Below are 24,134 nucleotides of genomic sequence, written 5' to 3' on the forward strand. Positions count from 1 at the left end.
TAATACATTTAAAGTACAAAACATCCCTTTTTCTTATATTTTAAGAAAAAGGAGCCTTTTAGCATGAAAAAATATTCGCACGCCTGGATTGCCTTTATGGCTATCAAGCGTTTGGAAGTTATCGCCACCACAACCGATGAAAAAGTCACTAACGGAGTCAGTGAAAAAGTACGCACCGAGGCCAAGGCCTTAGTCAAATGGTTCAAGGATTACCGCGACTTCGTGATTAAGGGAGCCTGGTACCCCGACGATGTTTTCAAGGACATGGCCACCAGCCACATCGTCAAATACCGCCCCGACGAAGACGGCACCTACAACACCTTCGGCAGTCTACCCTCGACCCATAGCATTTTCACCAAGATGTCCAAGGAATCGCCGCTCAAGAGCAAGCCCTACAATATCGAAGGCGGCAACTGCGCAGACCGCTGCGAAGCAGTTTCGCACAGCATCATCGACAACTTCAAAATGCTTAACCGCGAAGAAAAGGGCTGCCCCATCGCAACATCGGGCAACCACATCGCCATGCGATTCTTCATTTTGAGCCACTACATTGCCGACTGCCACATGCCCCTGCACTGCGACTGTCGCCCCTATTCCGACGGCAAGGGCATTCACGGTGGCATCGAAAAGAAATGGGAAGACGCCATTAGCAAGGCCTACAAAATTGACAAGGACAACAACCGATTCTTCTACGATCCGGATGGTTATCCGCTACCGCTGACAGCCTCCCCATTCACCACAAACGTGGAAAAGGAAATTGCCACCCGCAAGTACATGCACGGCTGGGGTGGCAAGAACAACAATGTGTGGGACTACATGAGCGTCGTTTCGCAATATTCCTACCTGTTCTCGTATTTCCTGATTCCCGAAGATTTCGAAAACACAAAATCCATGAAGGAATTCGAGACGGAAACAGAATGGGGCAAATATTTCGAGATGTACAGCACCATGATCTTCAGCGACGCAATCGATTCCGTCGCCCGAATCTGGCTGCACATCTGGATGAAATATAAGGACTGGGCTAAAGCCTAGAACATCACCCTATACGGGATTTGCTTATCATACCGCCGGCCTTTTAGGTCGCGGTATTTTTTATTCTGGCCGCGCATGTCGCCCGCACGAAGGGCTCGATTATCGCGCCCATCGATCCGGCGGATTGCAGTCGTCGTATCTTTCACGCCTTCGTCAAACTTGATGTTTCCGAGGAGAATTTCACCGCCGAGGCCTTCCGCCGTCAGGTAGAAGTCCTGCACGCCCTTGATTTCCGGAAGGTTGGTGCAGCGCACGTCAATCCACTTGCTCGCATCACCCGCCGAGGGCAACTCGCACTTGGAAATCACGTCGCCCTTCTTACTTTCCTTACGGATGTTCAGCGTTCCGCCCGCGCCGTTCTTCACCTGCACAAGCACGCCCGGCCCCGCGATGGAATCCGTAATCACGTTCTCGAAAATTGCATAGCCGCCATCCTTAATGGCGAACTCATCTTTTTCGGTGAGTCGCACGCGGATACCGTTATCGAAGCCGTTCGCCGGAATCGTATCGCGAATAATGCGCAAGAAGTCGAGACGGTCGAGTTCCGCATAATGCTTGCCCTTCGTAATCTCGATGAAGTTCGAACCGCGCTTGAATTTCGTGGGAATGTACACCACCGACTTTTCGGGGAAAGCGCTCCATGCGCCTGTCAACGGCAGCGCCACTTCCTGATTTTTGCCGTTGACGCTCACAAAATGCGAGCTACCGTTTGCACCGTCTTCGGTCCAGTTGTTGTCATAGCGGTAGCGAATCAGGTAGTCGCCTGCCTGGGGGATAATCATCGGCAAGCGAATCTTGCTGTCTTCGTAGTTGATGTAAGCGCAGAATTCTCCGTTCGAGGCCGTCGAGCTGCTCGAAATATCCACATGAGTCAAAGCGCCTTGTTCCGCCTCGGCACTCAGATAACGCCCGAGGAACGGTTGTCCCAGTTCCGGCCAGCCATCGTCTGTATAGACGATATCGCGGACTTGGATGTAGGAGTTTCCGCCATCATTCTTGTCGTAGTAATGATTCACAAAACGCTGGCGATTCACGTCCTGGAACGCCTCGCCGCCCGCAGGCCCGTAGTAGCGCCCGTAACGGCTCAACAGAATCGTGCCACCGCCATTCAAGAGCGCCTTGCCGCTGCGGTCCACATACCCGCCGTCAATGCGACTGGAGCGTCCCACCGTCGTCTTGTAAGAATTGTTTTCGAGGTCAGCGCCCTTCTTGCAGCAGTTATCCCACGCCGTAAACAGGTAATAGTAACCGTCGTGTTCGATAAGGCTTGCGCCCTCGATGCCCGAACCGCCGCGGTTCGCGATGTTGATCATCTTCGCGCCGTCTTTCACCTTGCCTGTTTCTTCGTTCAGTTCCAGAATGTGGATGCCCGTGCCCCACGAACCGAACGCCATCCAGACCTTACCATCGTTGTCCTTCAGCACTGCCGCGTCAATCGCGTTGTACGAATCGCTCTTGACCGTGTGAATCACCTCGCCCATGTCCGTCCAACCGTAGCCAGGCTTTGTCGGGTCGATTTCCTTGCTCGCCATAAAGCCCATGCCCGACGAGCGGATGCCCATCTCGGAACCGCAATAGTACATGCGGTATTCCCCGCCGATGTAATGAATGTCCGGCGCCCAGATGTCAATCATGTTCGGCGCATACTTGTAAAGCCACTGAGAAAACTTCGGCATGGCAGGTTCGCCGTTCTTCCAGTTCAGCGCGTCTTCGGAGAACTGCATGAGCATGTGGTTGTCCGTCGTGGCAAGCGCATAGCCGTCCTCGTAACGGATAATGTCCGGGTCATGCCCCGCCCAGCGAGTCTCCTTCGCGTACCAATCGGCCGCAAAGGCCGAATAAGCCAAAGTAAGCATTGCCGCAGTCGTTACGACAGAAGCCTTGCCAATCCCGAATTTCATTTTCCCTCGCTTTACCCATACACCACAAACCAAAAATACACTAAAAAGTTTCACCTTGCAAGCAAACATTTTCTAGCAGAACTAGAACATCACCCTGTACGGGATTTGCTTGTCGAAGCTACGGCCCTTGATGTCGCGATAACCCTTGCGGGCAGGCAGCATCGTATTGTCAGGACGGACAGCGCGCGATCCAATCGCAGTCGTTCCGGACGAGCTTGAAATTCCGATATCGCTCGAACTTGACTCAACCTCCGAACTCGAAGAATCTACGACAGGTTCCGGCAACTGGGCGGCCTTAAATTGGAATTTCTGGTTATCCGTTCCGGTGCGGACCCACGTAATCACAGGCATGCCCGTTTCCTTCGAGATGTTCAGCACGTCGCCCACAAAATCGCTATCGTAATCGCCATAAACGTAATAGCCCTTGTTCACAGACGCATTCTCGATGCGGATATTACAAGCAGTCTCGGATGTCTTGACCGTATCGAGCAATGCCTTGGGCGGGCAGTAATAGCGGCCGGTCGCAAAGTTCTTGAGCGTGTAATGGCGTGCGGAATCTCCCTTCGCAATCACCCAGAGTTGCGCGTCGGAAGACTCATCCGCCGGGCGCTGCACCACAATGCCATTCTCGTCTTCGAGCGCCATATTGCTATGCGTCACCATCAAGCGGTAGCCTCCTTCGGCAAGCGGAGCGTTATTCACCTTGTCTACACCCGTCGAGGTGCGCTTGATTTTCTGGATATTCGCATTTTCGTCATAATACAGGTAGTCAATATTCACGGAACGGCGGTAAGTCCAGCCGCCCGGAGAGTTCGCTCCATGATACATAAAATACCAGTGCCCGAGATACTTGAAAATTGCCTGGTGGTTCGTCTCGGAATTGTCAAGTTTGTCGTTGATGACGCCCTTCTGCGTCCAGGGGCCATTCAAGCTCGGCGCCATCGAGTAGTTCGTCGTGGAGGGGTACCCCGAAGCGTAACTGAAGTAGTAGTTGCCGCGGTATTTGTGCATCCACGGGGCCTCGAAAAAGTCCTTAATCTTGATGTCTTCGGGAGTGCTCGCGAGTTCGAGCATGTTTTCCTTGAGTTTCACGCGGCGGCCCGCATTCCACGAGCCCCAATACATCCAGATATCATCGCCATCGTAAAAAATCGCGGGGTCGATATTCAACGCCACGTCATTTTGCGTGTTGTCGGTCACCAGCGCATGCCCAAGTGCGTCCGTCCACGGTCCCGACGGATGGTCAGCAACAGCGACACCGATGGCAAAGCCTTCGCTCCCGTTTTCCTTGATGGTTCCGTGATGTACCGCCACATACCAGTAGAACTTGCCGTTACGGTATTCGCAATGCCCTGCAAATGCGCTCGCATTCGCCCACTTGAAGGTCTTCACGCTCAGCACAGCACCGTAGTCGTGATAGTTTTCCATGTCGTCGGTCACCATCACGTGCCAGTCGTTCATCACGAACGCCTTGTTGTTATTGCCCTGCGGGCCCTGCTCGTCATGCCCCGCAAAAATGAACAGGCTGTCGTGATACACGAGCGCCGCCGCATCCGCCGAATAGAACTTCGTAGTGAGCGGATTCGCCGCAAAACAAGCCACAGCCGCAAGCAACGCGATTGAGGAAACTTTATGCATAACAAGAACCTTTCTAGGAGATCCCCGCCTACGCGGGGATGACAATTAAGGTTAGAACATCACGCGATACGGGATTTGCTTGTCGAAGGCGCGGCCCTTCAGGTCGCGGTAGGCCTTGCGGGCGGGCATCTGAGAATCGTGGCGAATTGCACGCGGGGCAATCGCAGTCGTATTCGAAGAACTCGAGGTAATGCCAGAACCGCTGGAACTGGAAATCGGGTCGCCGCACGGTTCCTGAACGCAGACAACCTGCATCGGTTCAAAGATGAGATTCCCGAGAATCGCCTCGCCGGAAATTCCCGATGCCGTCAGGTACAGGTCCTTGACGCCGCGCAGGCCCATATCGCCCGAGCATTTCACCGCAGACCAGCCGCCGCCCATGAGAGAACTATTTGACAGGTCACATGTGAAGAGCGCCGTCCCGTCCTTCTTGCCATCGCGAATCACGATCTTACCCGAATAAGCGTTTTTCACCTGAAGGAAAACATTGCCGATATCCTTGAGCGAATCCAGCACCACATTTTCGAAAATTGCGTAGCCGCCGTCCTTGATGGCGAATTCATCGTCCGCCGTCAAACGCACGCGGATGCCGTTGTCAAAGCCGTTCGCGGGAATCGTATCGCGGATAATGCGCAAGAAATCGATACGGTCGAGTTCCGCAAAATTTCCGTTCGGCTGCGGCTCGATTTCGATGAAGTTGCCGCCACGCTTGAGCGTCGCAGGCACCATCACCACAGACTTTTCGGGGAACGTGCCCCAGGAACCTGTGGGCGGGAGCGTCACCGTCTGTGACTTACCATTCACCGTCACCTTGTGCTCCGCAGCCGCATCACCACCGTTGGCATAGCGATAACGCAGCAGGTAGTTTCCCGCCTGCATAATGTTCATCGGCAAGCGAATCTTGGAACCTGCGGTATTCACGTAAGCGAGATACTCCCCGTTCGAAGCTGTATTGCTCCGCGTAATCGCAAGGTCGCCCGACACCGCACGCGTCAGCGCGCCATGTTCGACTTCGGCACTCAAATAACGCCCGAGGAAGGGCTGTCCCATCTCAGCCCAGTTATCCTCGGTAAACACGACATCACGAATGTGAATATGGTTGTATTTGTCGCCATTCAGATCGTAGTAGTGATGCACAAAGCGCACTCGGTTCAAGTCCTGGAAGGCCTCGCCACCGCCCGGGCCCACGTAGCGTCCGTAGCGTTCCAAAAGAATCGTGCCACCACCTGTCGCCATATTGTAACCGGCGCGGTCCTTGTACGGGCCCGTCACCTTGTCAGCGCGACCGTAAGCCGTCTTGTAGGTAGTCTGCTCGATATTTGCGCCCTGCTGGCAGCACTTATCCCAAGCCGTAAACAAGAAGTACTGTCCATTATGCTCAATCAGGCTCGGGCCTTCTTCGGCACCACCGCTTTCCTTGCTCGTACGGCGAGCAATGTTGTAGACCGTCTTGTCGTCGCTCGCCTGGTAGCCCGTAGTCGCGTCCAACTTGATCAACTGAATGCCGAGCCCGAACGAACCGAAAGCCATCCAGTAATTGCCCTCGGTATCCTTGACCACGTCGGCGTCGATAGCGTTATACGAATCTGTCCCCTGCTTCGTATGGAAAACATGGCCATGGTCCTTCCAGCCATAGCCTGTTGTACCCGGCATAATCGAAGTCGTCGACTGGTAACCGATAGCCGAATTGCGCACGCCGAATTCCGACACGCAATAGTAAACGCGATACTCGCCGTTCATGTAGAAAAGGTCCGGAGCCCAGATGCCCTCGGTCTTGGGCGCGTAGGTATAGGCCCACTGCGGAATCTTGCTCACGGTCGACTTGTGGTCACGCCAAGTGTAGGCATCTTCCGATGTCCACAATTGCAGATTGTTATTGGTGCTCATGAGGGCGTAGCCGTCCTCAAAGCGAATCATGCTCGGGTCATGACCCGGCTGCAAGTTATCCTTCGCGTACCAATCGGCCGCAAAAAGGGCGGTGGCGCCCCAAATCGTCACCGCGAAACCAAACATTCCACGAAAACCAAATCCCATACACATATAGTACTCCCTGACGGTATACCCCTAATATACCTTTTATTTTCGAAAAAGTCAACAAAAATTTTTATTAAAAGTCCACATTTTAGCAAAAACTACTTAATTAGCAAGGTTTTTTCATGATTTTCACTAAATTTATTTGTCCACAATCACACTTTCATACTTTTTATCGCGCATATACTTGCGAAAGAATACTTTTTTACTACATTGCATCTCAAGCGAAAACCGGTTAGGTTATTTGCAAGAACAAAGTAAAAAAGGAAAAAATATGAAAAAACTCCTCGCAATCGCCGTCTTCCTGATGGCATTTTCCAACGCCTTCGCAGACTTCAACAAGCCGAACATTTTCGGCATTTACTTGGACGAAGCAACCGTGTTCCTCAAGGGTGATAACGCTCCGGATTTTGGAGACTATTCCTATTCCAACATTGTCCTTTCTTTCAATGCCTTGATCGGTGTTAACAACCGCTTCGGCATCCATACCGGTGCAGGCCTGTTGATCGGCTTCGCCAATTATGTCAATGGTGACGATGACACCGGCTTTGGCACCCACTATTCCAACGACGCTGAAGATGACGCATCCTTCGGTTTGGCTATCCAAGTCCCCGCAATGGCACGTTTCTACGTTTCCAATGCATTCTTCTTCGAAGCCGGCGCAACAATCGACGTCAACCTCTTCGAACAGTACTATTACGGCGCTGCCGGAGAATGGGAAAGCGTCGACGAACAGAAGCTCCTGAACGTCGAAATCGGCGGCGGCCTCGGCTTTACCCTTGGTTTCGGCCTTGAATTCTCCCTCAAGTACACCCACGGCCTGACCAACATGTACGAACACGGCGACGTCTCTAACTCCCGCCTGGTCGTCGGCATCGGCTACTGGTTCAACTACAAGTAGTCGAGTTTAACAAGTTTAAACGAGAAACGCCTCCGAGTCACTCGGAGGCATTCTTTTTTGCAAAAAAAATCCCCGGCGTAAACCGGGGACTTTTTCAAAACCTTCTATTGAAGATTACGTATGTGCGTCGACCCATTCAGCGTTCTTGCGGCAGGCGTCAACAGACTTTGCGAAAGCAGCCTTTTCTTCGTCGTTCATAGAAACTTCGATGATCTTTTCGACACCGTTTGCACCAACGACAACCGGCACGCCGCAGTAGAGGCCCTTCACGCCGTATTCGCCGTTCAGCTTGGCAGCGCAAGAGAACACGTTCTTCTTATCGAGGAGGTAGGCTTCTGCCATGTGCACGGCAGAAGTAGCCGGGCTGTAGAAAGCGGAGCCGCGGCCGAGGAGGTTCACGATTTCGCCACCGGCACCAGCGGTACGCTTGGCGAGTTCAGCAAACTTTTCCTTGCTCATGAGCTGAGAAACCGGGATACCACCGACAGTGACGCATTCCATGATGGAAACCATGGTGTCGCCGTGGCCGCCCATCACGAGGGCCTTCACGTCTTCGACAGACACGCCGAGTTCGTCGGCAACGAAGCAAGCGAGACGGGCAGAGTCAAGCACGCCAGCCATACCGATCACCTTGTTGGCCGGGAGACCGGACTGCTTCTGCATGTTGTAGACCATGGCGTCGAGCGGGTTCGTAATCACGATTACGAATGCATCCGGAGCGTTTTCCTTGATGGCTTCAGCGACAGTCTTGATAACGCCGCAGTTCTTGTCCAGAAGGTCGTCGCGGCTCATGCCCGGCATACGCGGGAAACCGGCGGTAACGATCACGACATCGGCACCCTTGATAGCAGAGTAGTCGGTAGAACCCTGAAGATCCACGGAGGAGTTGATGACAGAGCGGCCTTCCATGATATCGAGGGCCTTACCCTTAGGCATACCCTGAGTCTGCGGAATGTCGATAAGAACAACGTCGCCAAGATTCTTCTGGGCGATAACGAGAGCCATTGTACCACCGATTTGACCAGCACCAACAAGTGCAATCTTCTTTCTTGCCATGATTTTAACCTTCCTTTTAAGGTAATTAGAATTTTACGGAACAAATATAGCACTTTTTCGTGTTTCAGACAATGGAAAATCGCCCCTCGAAGCCGAAAAACGGAAAAAATAAGCTATGGCCGACCCCACTTCCAAGGGGGGAAGTCTCCCCCTGGTTCGCACTTCGTTGCTCTCCACCCCCTCGCCTAGGGGCACTGCCCCTAAAACCCCAAAATCAAACAAAAGAGCCTCACTGATTAAAAATGCCCACGGCTCCAGAAAGTAAACGAAACTTGGCAACTTGTTGCCTTAGTTGAGTTATGCTCTATGAGTATAAGCTCGCCTCGCTCACATGGATTCGGCCTTCGGCCTCTAATGTTCGCTCGCCGACTTACTTTCCTCCGCCTTTGGGCATGACTCTCCGACTGTCTTCCCGGCGAAAGCCGGGATCTCCTTTGATGCATGAAAAAGGAACGCTCCGCCTCGGCCTGCACCGCACGCTCACATGGCCGTTCCGGAATGTTCGCTTTGCGGTCAGGCACTCGCCTCCGCTTTCTTCAGCGGTTACTCTTCTGCTGTCGCGTTGCCCCTGTTCCGCCAGTTGTCATGCTGACGAAGGTCAGCATCGGCAATTTATTCAACCATTACACAGCGAACAGAATATCCATCCAATTTAGGGCCATACCCATTATTGAAAGTCTTCATAGACTTACTTGAAAAAGATGCACCACCTCGATACACGCGAGTTACCTGTTCTGTTGGAAAAAACCAATAAGCCCCATCATCTAAATCCGTAAATTTCGAGGTAGCATCGTCAACCCTAGCGCCAGCACCAATCAAGCTATAACCAGAATAATTGTACCCCCCAAAGGCTGTCGCTCGAACATCCTCGACACCATTTTTATTACCTTCAGCATGTACCACGATATAGAAATCATTGTACGTCAGAAGACGCCAACCAGCCGGGCAGATTCCCTGGTGGTTTGGCTTTATAAGGTCTGCACAGCTCTCGGTGTTACAACGGCTCGGCAATTGCATCATTTCGGCCCACTGGTACAAGCCTCCATATATTAGGCAATTGATAGAATCATTATCATAACAGTATCGTTCAATTTTGGAATCATCTTCTTGGTTCTTTTCACCATCAACCATTACACCGACATTCAGGTTTTGAGCCATAACATTTATCGTCACTTTTTTTCCACTGGTATCCTTTCCTGTGACAGCAAAATATTTGTATGTCCTAGAATCCCTAGGATCTTCTAAATCACTATAAGACATTCCGGGATTTAAATCCATTGGAATAACAAAACTGCTACTTGACTGCTCCGCCACGCTGCTGCTCGAAGCCACAATACTCGAAGAAGACTGCTTTACTTCTTCGCTACTGCTCGACTTCGGTGTGGCGCTTGAAGAAGAAGCCTTCACAGCACTGCTGCTAGAGTTATCTTTTTTCGCAGAAGAAGAAGACTGTTTGTCTTCGCTAGAAGTGGGCTTTGCCGAGGAGCTAGATTCCGTTGTCTTTTCAAGTGACGAAGACGATTCTTCGCTCGGGTCTGGAGCAGGTGCAGAGCTACTAGATTCATCACCGCAGGCGACAAACAAAACGGCAGAAAGCAACAACGCAGCAAAATATTTCACAGAAGACCTCCCGGAACCTCAAGAATTCAGACTAAGCAAATTTAATTTAATACCACACGGGTTGGAAATGCCTAACGGCATTTTAGAAAAAAAAGTTATATAAACTGATTTTACGTTAGTAAAATAAAATCCGTGTGGCACTTAAAAGCTATATTCTAATAAAAAAACAAATTATCATGCGTACTTTAGTCCTATCTGATATCCACGGTTCTGCTTTCGCCTGCAAGATGGCACTTTCTTACCTCGACAAGCTCAAATGCGACCGCATTTTCCTTTTGGGCGATCTTCTTTATCACGGTCCCCGGAACCCGCTGCCCGGCGGACACGACCCGCAAGGAGTTGTCGAGCTCTTGAGCCCGCTTAAGGACAAGATTACCGCCGTTCGCGGCAACTGCGACGCCGAAGTGGACCAGATGGTGCTGGGATTCCCCTGCCTCGCGGACTACGCCGAATTAGAAGAAAACGGACTGCGCCTATTTTTGAGCCACGGTCACCTGTACGACCCGTATCTGTTCAGCCACTACAAGGCCGACGTGTACTTCTCCGGTCATACACATATCTTTACCGCCGAAAAGAACGCCGATGGCGTCTACTGCCTGAACCCCGGCTCCACGAGCCTGCCCAAAGGCGGAAACCCGCCGACCTTTGGACTTTACGAAACCTCCGGTGAAGGCTCCACCACTCCCCCGCGATTCAGCGTGCATCACCTGGAAACCGGCAAGGAACTGGCTACCGTAGAAATTGTGCGAGAGTAGACCTTTTTTATGTTAAGCCGAAAGGGTCTTTAGCAATTCCCTTTTGGTTGCACCTAACGCAAAGAACATCTTGATCATCAGTTCCAAAGAAACGCTTGAATCAGCATGTTCCACTTTGGCATATCGAGACTGACTCGTCTTCGCTATGACCGCGGCAGAGACCTGCGTTTCGCCGAGAGCTTTCCGTTTGGCGACCAACGCCTTAGCCAAGGCAACCTTCATTTCAACAATCGCCATTTCAGCAGGACTCAACCCTAAAAAATCGTCGACATCTCCGACTTTCCACCCCTTCTTCTGCAGTCTTTCTTTCTTCAACTTATCCATAAACTAATCCTCCGCATCATAAGATTTCAAACGTTGACGACACAAGTCTAGGACCTCATCAGGAGTCTTGTTCGTTTTCTTTTCCGTCCACAGAATCACGACTATTGCATCCGTATCTATCCGATAGAACAATCTCCATATTTTATTTTCATCTCTAATGCGAAGTTCATGACAATGAACACCAATTGATGGCATCGGGCGACTCTGAGGAAGCGACAGATTCATTCCCGATTGCAGCATTCGTAATAGGTATCCGGTTTCTATCCTCGCTTTTTGAGATAACGGCGGTGTTTGCGGTTGCTCATGCAACCATACCAATGGTTTATGACTCGGACTCATAAAATATATATCAGATTTGACATAAAGTCAAGGGTTAAGGTGAATTTTTATACCCCCTATTACTATACACGCTTTTTTCAGGCGATTTATTACCAATTTCACGAAAATTTATTTCTTTTTACAAAATGAACAAAAAAGGAATCACGTTAGTGATTCCCAATCCGTGTGGTACCCCGGGGTGTTAGGGGGCGGAGCCCCCACCATAATTACTTTTTTAATGCCGAGAGGAATTCCTTGAGGCGGGCGTCTTTGGGGTTGTCGAAGATTTCTTCGGGGGAGCCGTCTTCCTTGACGTAGCCGTCGGCAAAGAACAGCACGCGGTTGGCGACTTCGCGGGCAAAGCTCATTTCGTGCGTCACCACGACCATCGTCATGCCTGATTTAGCTAAGTCCTTCATAATCTTGAGGACTTCACCGACCATTTCAGGATCCAGGGCGCTGGTGGGTTCGTCAAAAAGGATTGCCTCGGGCTGCATGGCCATGGCGCGTGCAATCGCAATGCGCTGCTGCTGGCCACCGGAAAGCTGTGCCGGATAATGGTCCGCTCTATCCAAAAGTCCTACACGGTCCAAAAGTTCCTTCGCGCGCTTTTCGGCTTCAGCCTTAGTCATGAGCCCCAATTTCACAGGAGCAAACATGATATTCTTGAGCGCAGTCATGTTCTTGAACAAGTTGAACTGCTGAAACACCATGCCCACGCGCTTGCGAATGTCCGGTTTCCACACGCCCTTTGCCAAAATGCTCTTGCCATCCAACAGGATGTCGCCACTCGTCGGAATTTCGAGCAGGTTCAGCTGGCGGAGGAATGTGGACTTGCCGCAGCCCGAAGGCCCGATAATCGCAATCACGTCACCGCGGTGGATGTCTAAAGAAATCCCCTTGAGAATCTGCTTATCGCCGTAGGCTTTGCAAAGGTCCTTGACCCGGATTAAAGTTTCTGCATTAGCGTTCATTTTTCTTCAACCTCTTTTCAAGCTTTGCAACGCAAGACGAAAGTCCTGCCACAAGGATAAAGTAGATGGCCGCTACAGCAAGGAGCGGAAGCATGGCCTCGTAGGTCATGCTGCGGATAATGTCACCACCACGGGTCAAATCGGTCAAGCCGATGTAGCCGCAAATGGAAGTTTCCTTGATGAGCGAGATAAATTCGTTCGTAAGAGCCGGGAGCGAATTCTTGAAAGCCTGCGGGTAAACGATGCTGTAAAGAATCGTGCGGAACTTGAGTCCGAGGCTGCGCCCCGCCTCAATCTGCCCCGGATCTACCCCCTTGATACCGCTGCGGATAATTTCGGAGACGTAGGCACCGGAGTTTACGCCGAAGGCCACGATTGCCACGAGAATCTTGTTCACATTCACCGACGAAAACACGATGTAGTAAATGATGAGCAGCTGGATCATCATCGGCGTTCCGCGAATCACCGCGAGGTACACCCTGGCAATTCCATTCAGAACCTTATGGCGGCCATTGAATTCGTTGCTGGTGCGGATTTGCGCAATCACAAAGCCAATCAAAATGCCGAGGAGGGCTGCAAAGAACGAAATAATCAGCGTGTTGCAAAGGCCTGTGACAATGAACTTCCAGCGGTCCTCTTTCACAAAATTCTTGTGCAGGTGATCAACGAAGGATTCTTCGCTCACAGCAGCCTCGTCACCGCGGACAATCACCACAATCTTCGAAAGCGTATACGGAGTCGTGAAGTTGATGGACTTCTTGCGTTCTTCGGTCACGGTAAAGCCTGCAAAACCCACATCGGCCTTGCCCGAAGAAACCGCATTGATAATCGCATCGAATTCGATATCCTGGATTTCAACCGTGCGGTTCATGAAGTCGGCAATATAGTTGACCACTTCGATATCGAAACCGGTAATTTTGGCGTTTTCGTAGTATTCGTATGGCGGGAACTGGGCGTTCGTTGAAAGCACCAGCTTCGGGCCTTCGGTCACTTTCTTCTGGTAATGGTAATTGCCGCTGCGATTGATGTAGGTGTTAAAGAGGGAATCGTAGGTTCCGTCCAGTTTCATCTGGGCGAGTGCCTGGTTCACCGTATCGAGCAGCGCTTCGTTGCCCTTCGCGACCACGCCCGCGTACATTTCTTCGACAAAGACTTCTTCGAGAATGCGGAGCGACGGATTCTGCCGCACAAAGGCCTTGGCCGGCTGGTCGTCACTCATGACCGCATCGATTTTCCCCTGCAACAGCGCCTGCACGGCATCGGCCAGTTTCGTGTAGCGGTCCACGTCAATTTTTGCCGTGTCGCCGCCGAAATCGGACGCGTAAATATCGGCGGTGTTGCCAATCTGCACGCCCACTTTTTTGTGGCCGAGATCGTTAATGCTGTGGACTTTGTTGGGGATTATCGCCTGCTTGCTTTCGCAAGAAACCAGGACGAGTGCGTAAAACGCGATAAGGATTGGGAGGAGGATTTTTCGCATCATTTTCACCTTAGCCCAAAATTTAGCCATCGCCAAAGCGCATGTCAATAATTCTTGTTATATTTAACGCATACGGGTTTATTAAAAAAACTTGTTTTGAGGAGAAAAACATGGGTATAAAAAAGTGTTTTGGGTATTTACTGATCTGTGTTGGTTTTGTAGCAGCCGCAACAATTACACCTAAAAAACCATCCCTGAAAGACGGATGTTACCAGATTGGCACCGCCAAGGAACTGTTCGGTTTTGCCGAAATTTTGAATCAGCGCTCTTACGACAATCCGGCCCTCGTTTGTGCAAAGCTCACCGACAACATCGTCATCAACAAGAACGTCTTGGATTCTTACGGTGATTTGAATCCTAAAGCGCAAGATCTTGTCGCCTGGACTCCCGTTAGCTTTGCAGGACTCTTTGACGGAAACGGCAAGACCATTTCGGGTCTTTATGTGAACGACACGACTTTAATGATGGTGGGGCTATTCTCGGGGGTTGGTTTCGCCGCCAATGGCGATAGCGCCGTTGTTAAAGACCTCGGCATCGAGGACTCCTATTTTTACGGTAAATATCAAGGAAATCGGGATCCCAATATAGGAAGTATCTTCGCTACCACCACCACCACTGCTGCCTATATAAAGATTTCCAATTGCTACACCAATGCGACAATCGAAGGCTGGGGTGTAATCGGTGGACTTGTGGGCTGGAACGGCAGTAAAATGATTATCGAAAACTCCCATAATTCCGGAAAAATCCGCACCAAAATTTCAGCCTCCGCAGGAGGACTAGTCGGCAATTCCGGTAACGACACGTTGTTTATCGTAAACAGCTACAACTCAGCCAACATCAAGGGCGGAGGTTCTGCTGCAGGCCTTGCCTCAACGACGAGAGTTTTACAAGTGAAAAACAGCTACAACTCCGGCAACCTATCTAGCGATGAATCCAGTGTTGCCGGTTTAATCGGCTCAATTCAAGGAATAGACCGTTACCCTAGAATCCCCGAATACTCAAACATCATCCAATCTTATAATACCGGCAAACTTTATTCCGCAACCGGAGATATCGGCGGATTAGTCACTACCGTCAACGGCACCGAACTGAACATCATCAACTCATACAGCGAAGGCGATTTTTCGGATAAATACATAGACTTCCAATACGGCTACGACGGACTTGTCGTAAAGATCAAGTCCAGCGAATTAAATCTCATCAACAGCTTCTATACGCAACAGACGATTGACTCAACAAAAAATCTTAAACCGTATTATCAGTGCGACACCAATTCAACCTGCAACATTATCAACTCCTACGCGCTTTCTGAATCGGGCTACAAGTACGATTATTCTGTCACCAGTAAGGAACTTGAAGACGGCTCTATCGCCTTAAAGCTCCACAATTACAAGAACGACAGCATCGGCATAGACGGTTCCATCTGGGGGCAAAATGTCGGCAAAGACGTCCATCCGCTGTATACGGGCGTAGTCGAATTCAACACGGTCGAAGCGCACATCACCCCCACGATTCCCGCCCTGGTCGACGGTTGCTACGAAATCGGTAACGCCGACGAACTCTACGGATTTGCCGCAGTCGTGAACGGTACAGACTCGACCTCGGCCAAGCCGAGCGCCTGTGGCAAGCTTACGGCAGACATCGTTGTAAACGAACGTCTGATTATTGACGGCAACTACATTAACGAACGCGGTCGCCGCCTAGCCGAATGGACTCCTATCAACGATTTTGAAGGTATTTTCGACGGTCAGAACCACATTATCTCGGGTCTCTACAACTACCAGCCCAAAGGAGATTCTGTCGGATTCTTTAACCACACCGGCAAACAGTCTATCACGAACAAGGTCGAAATCAAGAACCTCGGATTCAAGGACTCCTACGTTAAAGGCATCACCGTCGGAGGCTTTGTAGGTAGAGCTCACTCTTCGATCGAAATTTCCAATTCCTTCTTCGAAGGGATTATCGAAGGCGATTATACTTCTGGATTTATTGGACATGCGAGCGAATTCAACTCGTCCAGCAAGCAAAAGGCCCTTTTATCTATCAAGAATTGCCACAACAGAGCAATCTTTAACACTCAATTCTCTGCCGCAGGTCTTGCACAAAACGTCGACAACTACAAGGAAGTTCGTATCGAGAACTGTTCCAACACAAGTAAGCTCCTATCCAAAAGAATCCCCACTACGTATGGACTTATCGCGTATTTCAGCAGGAGCAATGTTTCTATTGTCAACTCGTACAACGCAAGTTCTGTAATCGACCCCACCTACTACAACGGATTCGTCGGATTTTTTGTGGGCCACTACAACGGCGAAACGATTGCCATCAGAAACTCGTACGATGTGGGCGACCTGTCCAAGAAATTTTTATTCAAGGGACTCCTCTACAACGAAGTTAACGAAGACTTCCTCACGATTGATCATTGTTTCTACCGTACCGATAGCATTAGCAATAATGCAGGTTCCCCCGCAACCCTAGAGGAATTCGAAAACGGAACTATTGCCGCCGAGCTGCACAACTATAAAAAGAACGGCGTCGACGGCTCTGTTTGGGGACAAAATGTGGGCACAGACCCCATTCCCACTTTAAGCGGGACAATCAAGGGATACTCCCCCACGATTTTCAAACTGGTCCTGCACACTTTCGAAGGCGATACGGTCGAATACGTCGACTACTATGTAGAAGGGCACAAGATTTATCCGCCCAAGCCTGAACGCGACGGATACCTGTTTGCAGGCTGGTATGACAATGAAAAACGGGAAGGCGACGCTATTCTTGCGATTAACACCAAGGACAGCGGCGATATCAACTTGTACGCAAAATGGTTCGAATTAAAGACTCCTAAACTGGTTGACGGCTGCTTTGAAATCGGAACCGCCGAAGAACTTTACCAGTTCGCCTACTATGTAAACGACACCACCCGTACAAACCTCAAGGAACCCCTTTGCGCTAAGCTCACTGCCGACATTGTCGTCAACAAGAATGTCCTCGCCTCTACCGAAACGCTGAACGAAGACGCCTCCAACTTTATCAGATGGGAACCGATTCAATACTTCGGCGGAACATTTGACGGTCAAGGACATTCCATATCGGGACTTTACTTTTACGATATGCAATACTACAAGAATGTAGGTCTGTTCGGATCAATCAATTCTTACGATTTCGATGTGTGGAAAGGCACAGACACCACCACAATCAAGGACTTGACACTCAAGGATTCTTACTTTGAAGCGATGGAAAACGTGGCGGGTATTGCCGGACAAATCACAAGATTGGTCACCGTATTTGAAAATGTCCACAACGAGGCACTCGTCAAGGCGGGCCAATATGCAGGCGGTCTAGTTGGCCGTACGGAATACAATGGGTATCCCGTCGTTTTGAATTCGAGCAACAAGGGAAACATTCATGCCGTTTCGGGCACAGTCGCCGGCCTTGTCGGCTATAGCTTAACGGGAACCCGCATCAAGAACTCCTACAACGCCGGAAATATTTATGGCGGAGGCTCAGGCGGCCTAGGCGGCTACATTGCAGGCGACTTGATGGATGACGACAACGGCTATTCCCTGATTGAATTTTCATACAATTCAGGCCTAATTAGCGGCGAGACCAATGTCGGAGGCCTTTTCAGCACATGCAAGCCATGTAAACTTATCCAGACCGCAAACGAAGGCACCGTTATTGCCGAATACGGATTAGGAGGCCTGTCCGCAGAATTGACGGGAGACATCTACAACTCGTATAACGCTGGTAAAATCAAGGCTGAAACCGAAATTGGCGGACTCGTCGGACATGCGAACTCCGTCAACATTACCAATTCGTTTAACACGCAAGAAATCCCCTCCGGCAATTATAACAATGGCGGAGTTATCGGCGATTACGAAGGTTACCTTGTACAGAACGTTACAAACTCCTTCTTTATCAACGCCGACCCCGACAACAATTTCCAGCAGATTCAAGTAACCGCAAAGGATTTTGCTGACGGCACCGTGCTGAAAGCTTTGCAAGATTATACGGACAGCGTCATTGACGGAAAATGCTGGATTCAGAATATCGGAAAAGACGCTCACCCTGTTCTTAAGGGGATGACCATCATCGCCATCAGTTCTTCGAGCGAAACATCTTCGAGCAGCAGCGAGGCAAAGTCTTCAAGTTCTTCTGTCAAGGAAACGTCCAGTTCGTCCGAAGGAGCGAAATCCAGTTCCTCTAAAGAACCGAAATCTAGCTCGTCCGGCAAGAACTCCATTGTCGAGAGTCTTGTATTGGACTTCCACTACAATCTGTCCATCGACCACAGAATCATCTCGATTACAGGCGTTCCCGCCAACACTCATGTCGCCTTGTTCGACATGAATGGAACGCTTGTAGACTGGAAGCTGACAAAATCTAACGGTGCAACGCTTGCCGCACCTCGCTCCGGACGCTATATTGTCCGAATCAAGGCGCAAAACCAAAGCGTCATCGTAAAATAAAGCGACGGCTTAATAAATCAACTTCATTTCATCTACAATGAGCGTAGCACCTGATACGCCCTTGTAGTGATTTCCGTCGGCGCTGGAGGCGAACACCACGCGAATGTGAGTCACGGGTTCTTCTCCTGTTCCCTGCACAAGACCGTTATTGATAGCGGACTTGTTCGAAGACTTCAACCTAGTATCAAAAGTGGAAGAATTTTCGATGGGAGATCCTTCAAGAGGCACGCCGTACTTGAGTTTCAGGCGAAGCGTGCGCATGCCATTTTCATCGGGTTCCGAAACGCTTACTACGTCCGGATTTTCGCGGCCGGAGTTGTCAGCCTTGGTGGAACGGAACCAAGCCGAGGCCACCAGCGTGTTGACATCGGTGGACTTGCGGTTCACATTCTTGTTGCCGGTGCGGTTTTCGAGCAGAATATAAATGTCGCAGCTGTCGCCCTTGCCTTCGTAGCTAAACTTGACTTCCATGTATTCGGGCCTTGCCGCAAAAGGCTTGCCAAAATCCAGAAGTTCATTGCCATCGGGCCAAGTCGAAGAACTGGCCATCGAAAGCGTGCCCACGCCATTAGGGTTAAAGTCGGCCGTATAGAGGCTTCCGCTTGCAATCTTAGTAAGAGCAGAACCGGTTTTAATCATTGCACCAATCATAGAGCCCGAAGTTTTCTTTTCGGTGGTTGTCAAAATCGTATTGGCGTTGCCCCAAATAGAATCCGGCGAGACATCATTCTTGTTCCAGGAGTTGAAATTTTCGCCCGGCAACTGGTAGCCCGCCTTCACCGAATAAGTGACGCTTTCGTCGTCTTCATTCGTCACCTTGACCTGCACGCCCGCGCCAAAATCGTAGGACTCGCCCACGGTCACACTAGCCTCAGCACCTTCCGAAAGTTCCATCGCCGAAAGTTCAAGGGCGGTTAAATCCGTACGGAAGGCAAGATCGTCTACATGAATAGACTTGCTTTCTTCATCGATGACGGCATCTTTTCCGGCAATAGAAAGTGCTAGAATCTTGGGGGTCTCGGCAGAGCCGGGTTCACCAGATTCCGAAGAACTCGATGTGGCCGCAGAACTATCTGGCTCGTCGGATTTTTGAGAGCTGCTAGAAGATTCCTTGGACTCCGAGCTGCTGGACTTGTCGCTCTTTTTAGAGTTGCTCGATTTACCTTCTGCAGAGCTGCTGGACTTGGCCGAAGAACTGCTAGATTCAGAACCACTTTCCGGCTCCACATTCGGGATATTGAAAGTCAACTGCCAAACGGACTTTTTACCGCTTTCAGAAACCACCACCACATAAAGCACATGGCTAGAAGGAATCTGGATTATTTCGCCTTCTTCAATAGTATTCTTGGAATACTTCACCTTATTGGCAAGCGAATCGAGCCCCGCAGAATCCGTCGGGAAATTCTTTATCTTGCCCTCTGCCAAGTGGAGAGTGGCAAAATGACTTAAATTGAGTTCTTCTATAGTCACCGATTCCCAAGTTTCAAGCGAATCGGGAACATCCACCAAGTCAAATTCGATGCGGTGTTGCTCCGAGTAAATCGCCGGAGAGCCGTCTTGCTCGGCAACGGCAATTTCTTTAAGTTCGCGATAATCCGAAGTATCAAAAGTGTCGTAGTCAGCGGAGCATGCGCCAAGAACAATCATCAAAGCAAGGAAAATCCATTGTTTCATATTAGCACACCTCACTTATTAAAAGAAATAAACCAGCGAAAAATCCAAAGCCAGCAAATTGATCTTGAAATTCACGATGTTGTAAAGAAATTCGCTACGAGATTCTCCGTTTTCTTCAATATCCATATACGAAGATGTCAAGCCCAAGAGCCCCACCGAAGTTTCAAAGGCCAGGCGACCAAGCACCATAATGCTCAAGCCCGGATTGATGCCAAAATCAAAAGTCCATCCATGATTTTTAGTCTTGGACATTTCTTCATCATCGTCGGTTTGTGAAATCCCGTAGGAATATTCCACCTTCAAAGAAGTCTCATTAAAGAAATAAATGGTCTTGGAATCAAAAACTTTCAAATAGTTTTTCAGGAACGGCTGTACAAAGAATCCGTTGCTCACATACTTACGATGTTCCTTGACATCGGCAATGTCTTCGAGAATGGAAAAATCGATATCCATATAAGTACGGCTATACCCCACTCGAGCTCCAATGGCTGCGGCATCCCGGAAAAAATAGCCTCCAAAAGCTTCGACTGTAAAGGTATACCCTTCAGCCTTGTAAATATCGCCAAATATCACATTCAAGGCATCTTCATCGGATTCTCCCTGCAGCAAGAACAAAGTCGCTCCCGTCAAAATGTTTCCACGGTGAATCGATTCGTCTTCATGAACGGCATATAGATTTGCAAGGAGCCCGCCCTTTTCGGCAGAAGCTGATTTTGCCGGAGCGGTAGCTGTTGAATCAGCAGAATTTGCCGCAAAAACCTGTGGCACAAAAATCGACAAAAAAAAGACAAATAGAATCCTGTACATCATAGTGGACAAATATAACTAATATTTACAATCGGTTCGGTTTTATTAAATACTATATTATGGTTTATGCATTACACTCCATACCGAGACTTACTGCTGAAAATTTTCCCGAATTACCTGAAGGTGCGCAAACTCCCGCTGAATGGCGGCATGAGTTGCCCGAACCTGGACGGCACCAAGAGTTTTTCGGGTTGTAGCTATTGCAATAACAGGAGTTTCAGTCCGGTATTCGACCAGGCGAAGGTTTCGATTCAGGAACAGCTCGACAAGTTCGTGCCGCGCCTCCGTGAAAAGTACCCGAATGCAGGCATTTTGGCTTACTTGCAGCCGTACACGAATACGCACGCGCCGCTGGAGCACCTACGCGGAATCATCGACCCGATTATCAAGCACAAGGAAATTGCTGGGCTTGCCATAGGCACGCGCCCGGACTCTCTCGAAGACGACAAGGTCGCCTATCTTGCCGAACTTAATCGCAAGAAACCGATTATCGTGGAAATCGGCCTGCAAACCGCAAACGACTTGACGCTTGCCGTCATCAACCGCAGGCATACCCTCGCCGAATTCGAAGATGCCGTCAAACGCTGTCAGGCGGCGGGACTCACTGTTACCACGCACGTGATCGTAGGGCTCCCCGGCGAAACCATGGAAGATTTCAAGCACACCGCCCAAGTGGTGCGCGACTTGAAACTCGCCGCGGTGAAGATTCACCCGCTGCACATCGTGGCGGGCACCGTAATGGCGCAGGACTACGCGAACGGAGAAATCAAACTCCTGAATTTTGAAGAATACTGCGAAGCGGTCGCCGAGATGATCAAGATTATCGGCTTTGAAACCGCCATCGAGAGATTTAGCGGCGAAAGCCCGAGCGACATGCTCATCGCCCCCGACTGGTGCGGCGAAAGGGACAAAATTATCGCTACTGTAGAAAAATTACTCGACAGCGCCAATTAAGTCATTTGAAAAGGCGATTCCCGGTCAAGCCGGGAATGACAAGTCATAAGAAATTCTTATATTACAAAAGAATGAAACAGATTGAAGACTACATTATCTCTGTTCCGGATTTTCCGAAGCCGGGGATTCTTTTTCGCGATATCACGGGGATTCTCAGTGACGCCGACGGTCTAAAGCTCACACTCGAAGCTTTCTACAAGATGCTCGAAAATGTCGAATTCGATGTCGTCGCCGGGCTCGAAGCCCGCGGATTCCTATTCGGGGTTTCGGTTGCGGAGCATTTCCACAAGCCATTCATTCCCATACGCAAAAAAGGCAAACTCCCCCGCGAAACCGTCGAGGTCTCTTACGATCTGGAATACGGCCAAGCCACTATGGAAATCCACAAGGACGCCCTCAAGCCCGGACAACGTGCGATTATCGTAGACGACCTGCTTGCAACTGGAGGGACAGCGAAAGCAGCCGCCACGCTCATTGAAAAATTAGGCGGCAAGGTGGAGCTCTGCGCCTTTGTGATTGAACTTTTTGACTTGCACGGGCGTGAAGCGCTCAAGGGTTACCGGGTGGAATCGCTTACCAGGTTCCCAGGGCATTAAATAATCGGTTTTAGTTGAAAAGGAGATCCCCACCTTGGTGGCCATGCGCACAAAGCACTAAAAGTGCTAAGTGCTGTCCGCCCGCCTTCGCGGGGATGACAAAAGAAGAAGGGAAAATGCAAGAGAACAATAAAAAATCATTCATGTACAAGGCCGGTCGTGAACTCAAAAAAGAATTTTTCTTTCTTGACAAGTTCTTCAAGTTGAGTGACAACCAGACCAACATCCACACCGAAATTCTGGCTGGTCTCATGACTTTCATGACCATGGCCTACATTCTGGCGGTGAACCCCGAAATCCTTTCGGCCGCAGGAATGCCCAAGGGTGGCGTTTTCATCGCCACCGTCATCGCGGCCGCCGTCGGTTCTGCCCTCATGGGCTTTGTCGCGAAATACCCCTTTGCACTTGCCCCGGGCCTTGGCATTAACGCCTTCTTTGCCTACACCGTGGTGCTGAGCATGGGCTACAGCTGGCAATTCGCCTTGCTCGCCGTCTTTGTCGAAGGCCTCTTGTTCTTGATCCTCTCAGTCGTGCCTGTACGCGAAAAACTCTTTAACAGCATTCCCCTTTCGCTTAAATCAGGCGTCGCGGTCGGCATCGGCATATTCATTGCCTTTATCGCCTTGCAGGGCGGTAAAATCGTCGTCGCGAACAACGCCACCATCGTAGGCCTCATCAACTTCCACATGGTCGACATGCACACCAGCGGCATCTGGGCAATTCTTACCCTGTTGGGCATTATCATTACCTCGGCCTTCTTGATTAAAGGAATCCGCGGCGCCATCCTGCTTGGAATTTTTGCGACCTGGCTGCTCGGCATTGTCACCGAATTTGTTGGAATCTACGTTCCGAACCCGGAAGCCGGATTCCATTCCGCGATTCCGCAGTTCGGCGATTACCTGCAGACTTTGGACCGTTCCTTCCGCGAATTCGGAATCACCTGCGGTGCGCTTTTCCATCCTGAATCCTGGACGCTCACCCAAGGCGATGCGATTGTCGGCCAAGGATTTTCGCTTTTCAAGTCGCTGGACTTCTTTGTCGTGATTTTCGCGTTCTTCTTTGTAGACCTGTTCGATACGCTGGGCACCCTGATTGGAGTTTCGTTCCGTGGCGGGTTCCTGAAAGAAGACGGCAAGCTCCCCCGCATTTCTAAAGCGCTCAGTTGCGATGCTATCGCCACCTCGATCGGAGCCATCTGCGGAACCTCGACCACGACTACCTACGTAGAAAGCGCCGCCGGTGTCGCCTACGGCGGAAAGACTGGCCTCACCGCCGTCTCGGTCGCTCTATTCTTCTTGCTTTCGCTCCTTTTTGCCCCCGTCTTCATGGCGATTCCGGGCTTTGCAACAGCCCCCGCGCTCATCATGGTCGCCTACTTCATGATGACCTCCATCGCCAAAATTGACTGGACAAACCCGAGAGAATCGATTCCCGCCTTTATCTGCATGATTGCCATGCCGCTCACCTATTCCATTTCGGACGGCATCATGTTCGGCGTTATTTCTTACACCTTAATAAACGCCCTCACCGGCAAGATCAAGAATGTCCACTGGGTCATGATTGTGCTCACCGTGATATTCTTGCTCAAGTACGCTTTGATGTAG

Annotated in this window: 18 protein-coding genes; 7 read left to right on the forward strand and 11 right to left on the reverse strand. The window is 50.3% G+C overall.

Features of this window, described 5'->3' with window-relative positions:
* Nucleotides 1-63: 63 nt before the first annotated feature.
* On the forward strand, nucleotides 64-1,032 hold the full coding sequence (locus QOL41_RS08630) for a phospholipase C/P1 nuclease family protein (protein WP_283429432.1): 969 nt from the start codon (nucleotides 64-66) through the stop codon (nucleotides 1,030-1,032).
* Here the strand turns inward: QOL41_RS08630 and QOL41_RS08635 are convergent.
* From QOL41_RS08635 to QOL41_RS08645, 3 genes are all read right to left on the reverse strand, one after another.
* Nucleotides 1,029-2,933, reverse strand: coding sequence for a family 43 glycosylhydrolase (locus QOL41_RS08635; RefSeq protein ID WP_283429433.1), 1,905 nt, complete (start codon nucleotides 2,931-2,933; stop codon nucleotides 1,029-1,031). The two genes, QOL41_RS08630 and QOL41_RS08635, sit on opposite strands and share 4 nt — an antisense overlap.
* 81 nt (nucleotides 2,934-3,014) lie before the next feature.
* Nucleotides 3,015-4,571 (reverse strand): family 43 glycosylhydrolase, encoded by a 1,557-nt coding sequence (locus QOL41_RS08640; protein WP_283429434.1) that lies wholly within the window; start codon nucleotides 4,569-4,571, stop codon nucleotides 3,015-3,017.
* A 51-nt stretch (nucleotides 4,572-4,622) separates the two neighbouring features.
* Nucleotides 4,623-6,605, reverse strand: a complete 1,983-nt coding sequence (locus QOL41_RS08645) for a family 43 glycosylhydrolase (protein WP_283429435.1) — start codon at nucleotides 6,603-6,605, stop codon at nucleotides 4,623-4,625.
* A 271-nt stretch (nucleotides 6,606-6,876) separates the two neighbouring features.
* Here QOL41_RS08645 and QOL41_RS08650 point away from each other — a divergent pair, with 271 nt between their 5' ends.
* Nucleotides 6,877-7,503 (forward strand): outer membrane beta-barrel protein, encoded by a 627-nt coding sequence (locus QOL41_RS08650; RefSeq protein ID WP_283429436.1) that lies wholly within the window; start codon nucleotides 6,877-6,879, stop codon nucleotides 7,501-7,503.
* Between the two features lie 114 nt (nucleotides 7,504-7,617).
* Here QOL41_RS08650 and mdh read toward each other — a convergent pair whose 3' ends face one another.
* Together mdh and QOL41_RS08660 are read right to left on the reverse strand one after the other, a co-directional pair.
* On the reverse strand, nucleotides 7,618-8,559 hold the full coding sequence (gene mdh / locus QOL41_RS08655) for a malate dehydrogenase (protein WP_173654276.1): 942 nt from the start codon (nucleotides 8,557-8,559) through the stop codon (nucleotides 7,618-7,620).
* 612 nt (nucleotides 8,560-9,171) lie between these two features.
* Nucleotides 9,172-10,179, reverse strand: a complete 1,008-nt coding sequence (locus QOL41_RS08660) for an FISUMP domain-containing protein (protein ID WP_283429437.1) — start codon at nucleotides 10,177-10,179, stop codon at nucleotides 9,172-9,174.
* A gap of 176 nt (nucleotides 10,180-10,355) precedes the next feature.
* On the opposite strand from QOL41_RS08660, the gene yfcE reads away from it, so the two are divergent.
* Complete coding sequence (gene yfcE / locus QOL41_RS08665; protein ID WP_283429438.1) at nucleotides 10,356-10,934, forward strand: phosphodiesterase; 579 nt, start codon at nucleotides 10,356-10,358, stop codon at nucleotides 10,932-10,934.
* 12 nt (nucleotides 10,935-10,946) lie between these two features.
* Here yfcE and QOL41_RS08670 read toward each other — a convergent pair whose 3' ends face one another.
* From QOL41_RS08670 to QOL41_RS08680, 4 genes are all read right to left on the reverse strand, one after another.
* Entirely contained in the window at nucleotides 10,947-11,258 is a 312-nt protein-coding gene (locus QOL41_RS08670) for a helix-turn-helix domain-containing protein (RefSeq protein WP_283429439.1), read from the reverse strand.
* A gap of 3 nt (nucleotides 11,259-11,261) precedes the next feature.
* The gene (locus QOL41_RS14195; RefSeq protein ID WP_349362391.1) at nucleotides 11,262-11,597 is read right to left on the reverse strand and encodes a type II toxin-antitoxin system RelE/ParE family toxin; all 336 of its coding nucleotides are present in this window, start codon (nucleotides 11,595-11,597) and stop codon (nucleotides 11,262-11,264) included.
* Nucleotides 11,598-11,803: 206 nt separating this feature from the next.
* The gene (locus QOL41_RS08675) at nucleotides 11,804-12,550 is read right to left on the reverse strand and encodes an amino acid ABC transporter ATP-binding protein (protein WP_283429440.1); all 747 of its coding nucleotides are present in this window, start codon (nucleotides 12,548-12,550) and stop codon (nucleotides 11,804-11,806) included.
* A complete protein-coding gene (locus QOL41_RS08680) occupies nucleotides 12,540-14,033 on the reverse strand; it encodes an ABC transporter substrate-binding protein/permease (protein WP_283429441.1) in 1,494 nt (497 codons plus the stop codon). The genes QOL41_RS08675 and QOL41_RS08680 overlap by 11 nt, the downstream gene beginning before the upstream one ends.
* A gap of 107 nt (nucleotides 14,034-14,140) precedes the next feature.
* Here QOL41_RS08680 and QOL41_RS08685 point away from each other — a divergent pair, with 107 nt between their 5' ends.
* Nucleotides 14,141-18,499 carry an InlB B-repeat-containing protein gene (locus tag QOL41_RS08685; RefSeq protein ID WP_283429442.1) on the forward strand — a complete coding sequence of 1,453 codons (4,359 nt, stop codon included), beginning with the start codon at nucleotides 14,141-14,143 and terminating at the stop codon, nucleotides 18,497-18,499.
* Nucleotides 18,500-18,508: 9 nt separating this feature from the next.
* On the opposite strand, the gene QOL41_RS08690 is transcribed toward QOL41_RS08685, so the two are convergent.
* Together QOL41_RS08690 and QOL41_RS08695 are read right to left on the reverse strand one after the other, a co-directional pair.
* Entirely contained in the window at nucleotides 18,509-20,173 is a 1,665-nt protein-coding gene (locus QOL41_RS08690; protein WP_283429443.1) for a PCMD domain-containing protein, read from the reverse strand.
* A gap of 18 nt (nucleotides 20,174-20,191) precedes the next feature.
* Nucleotides 20,192-20,983, reverse strand: coding sequence for a hypothetical protein (locus QOL41_RS08695; RefSeq protein WP_283429444.1), 792 nt, complete (start codon nucleotides 20,981-20,983; stop codon nucleotides 20,192-20,194).
* 63 nt (nucleotides 20,984-21,046) lie between these two features.
* Between QOL41_RS08695 and mnmL the strand changes: the two genes are divergently transcribed.
* The 3 genes from mnmL to QOL41_RS08710 all read left to right on the forward strand — a co-directional run bounded on the left by mnmL (nucleotide 21,047) and on the right by QOL41_RS08710 (nucleotide 24,134).
* On the forward strand, nucleotides 21,047-21,934 hold the full coding sequence (gene mnmL, locus QOL41_RS08700; protein WP_283429445.1) for a tRNA modification radical SAM protein MnmL/YtqA: 888 nt from the start codon (nucleotides 21,047-21,049) through the stop codon (nucleotides 21,932-21,934).
* Between the two features lie 71 nt (nucleotides 21,935-22,005).
* Nucleotides 22,006-22,530 carry an adenine phosphoribosyltransferase gene (locus QOL41_RS08705; protein WP_283429446.1) on the forward strand — a complete coding sequence of 175 codons (525 nt, stop codon included), beginning with the start codon at nucleotides 22,006-22,008 and terminating at the stop codon, nucleotides 22,528-22,530.
* 116 nt (nucleotides 22,531-22,646) lie between these two features.
* Nucleotides 22,647-24,134, forward strand: coding sequence for an NCS2 family permease (locus tag QOL41_RS08710; RefSeq protein ID WP_283429447.1), 1,488 nt, complete (start codon nucleotides 22,647-22,649; stop codon nucleotides 24,132-24,134).

The sequence above is a fragment of the Fibrobacter sp. UWB10 genome (assembly GCF_900182935.1).
Classification (GTDB): Bacteria; Fibrobacterota; Fibrobacteria; order Fibrobacterales; family Fibrobacteraceae; genus Fibrobacter; species Fibrobacter succinogenes_O.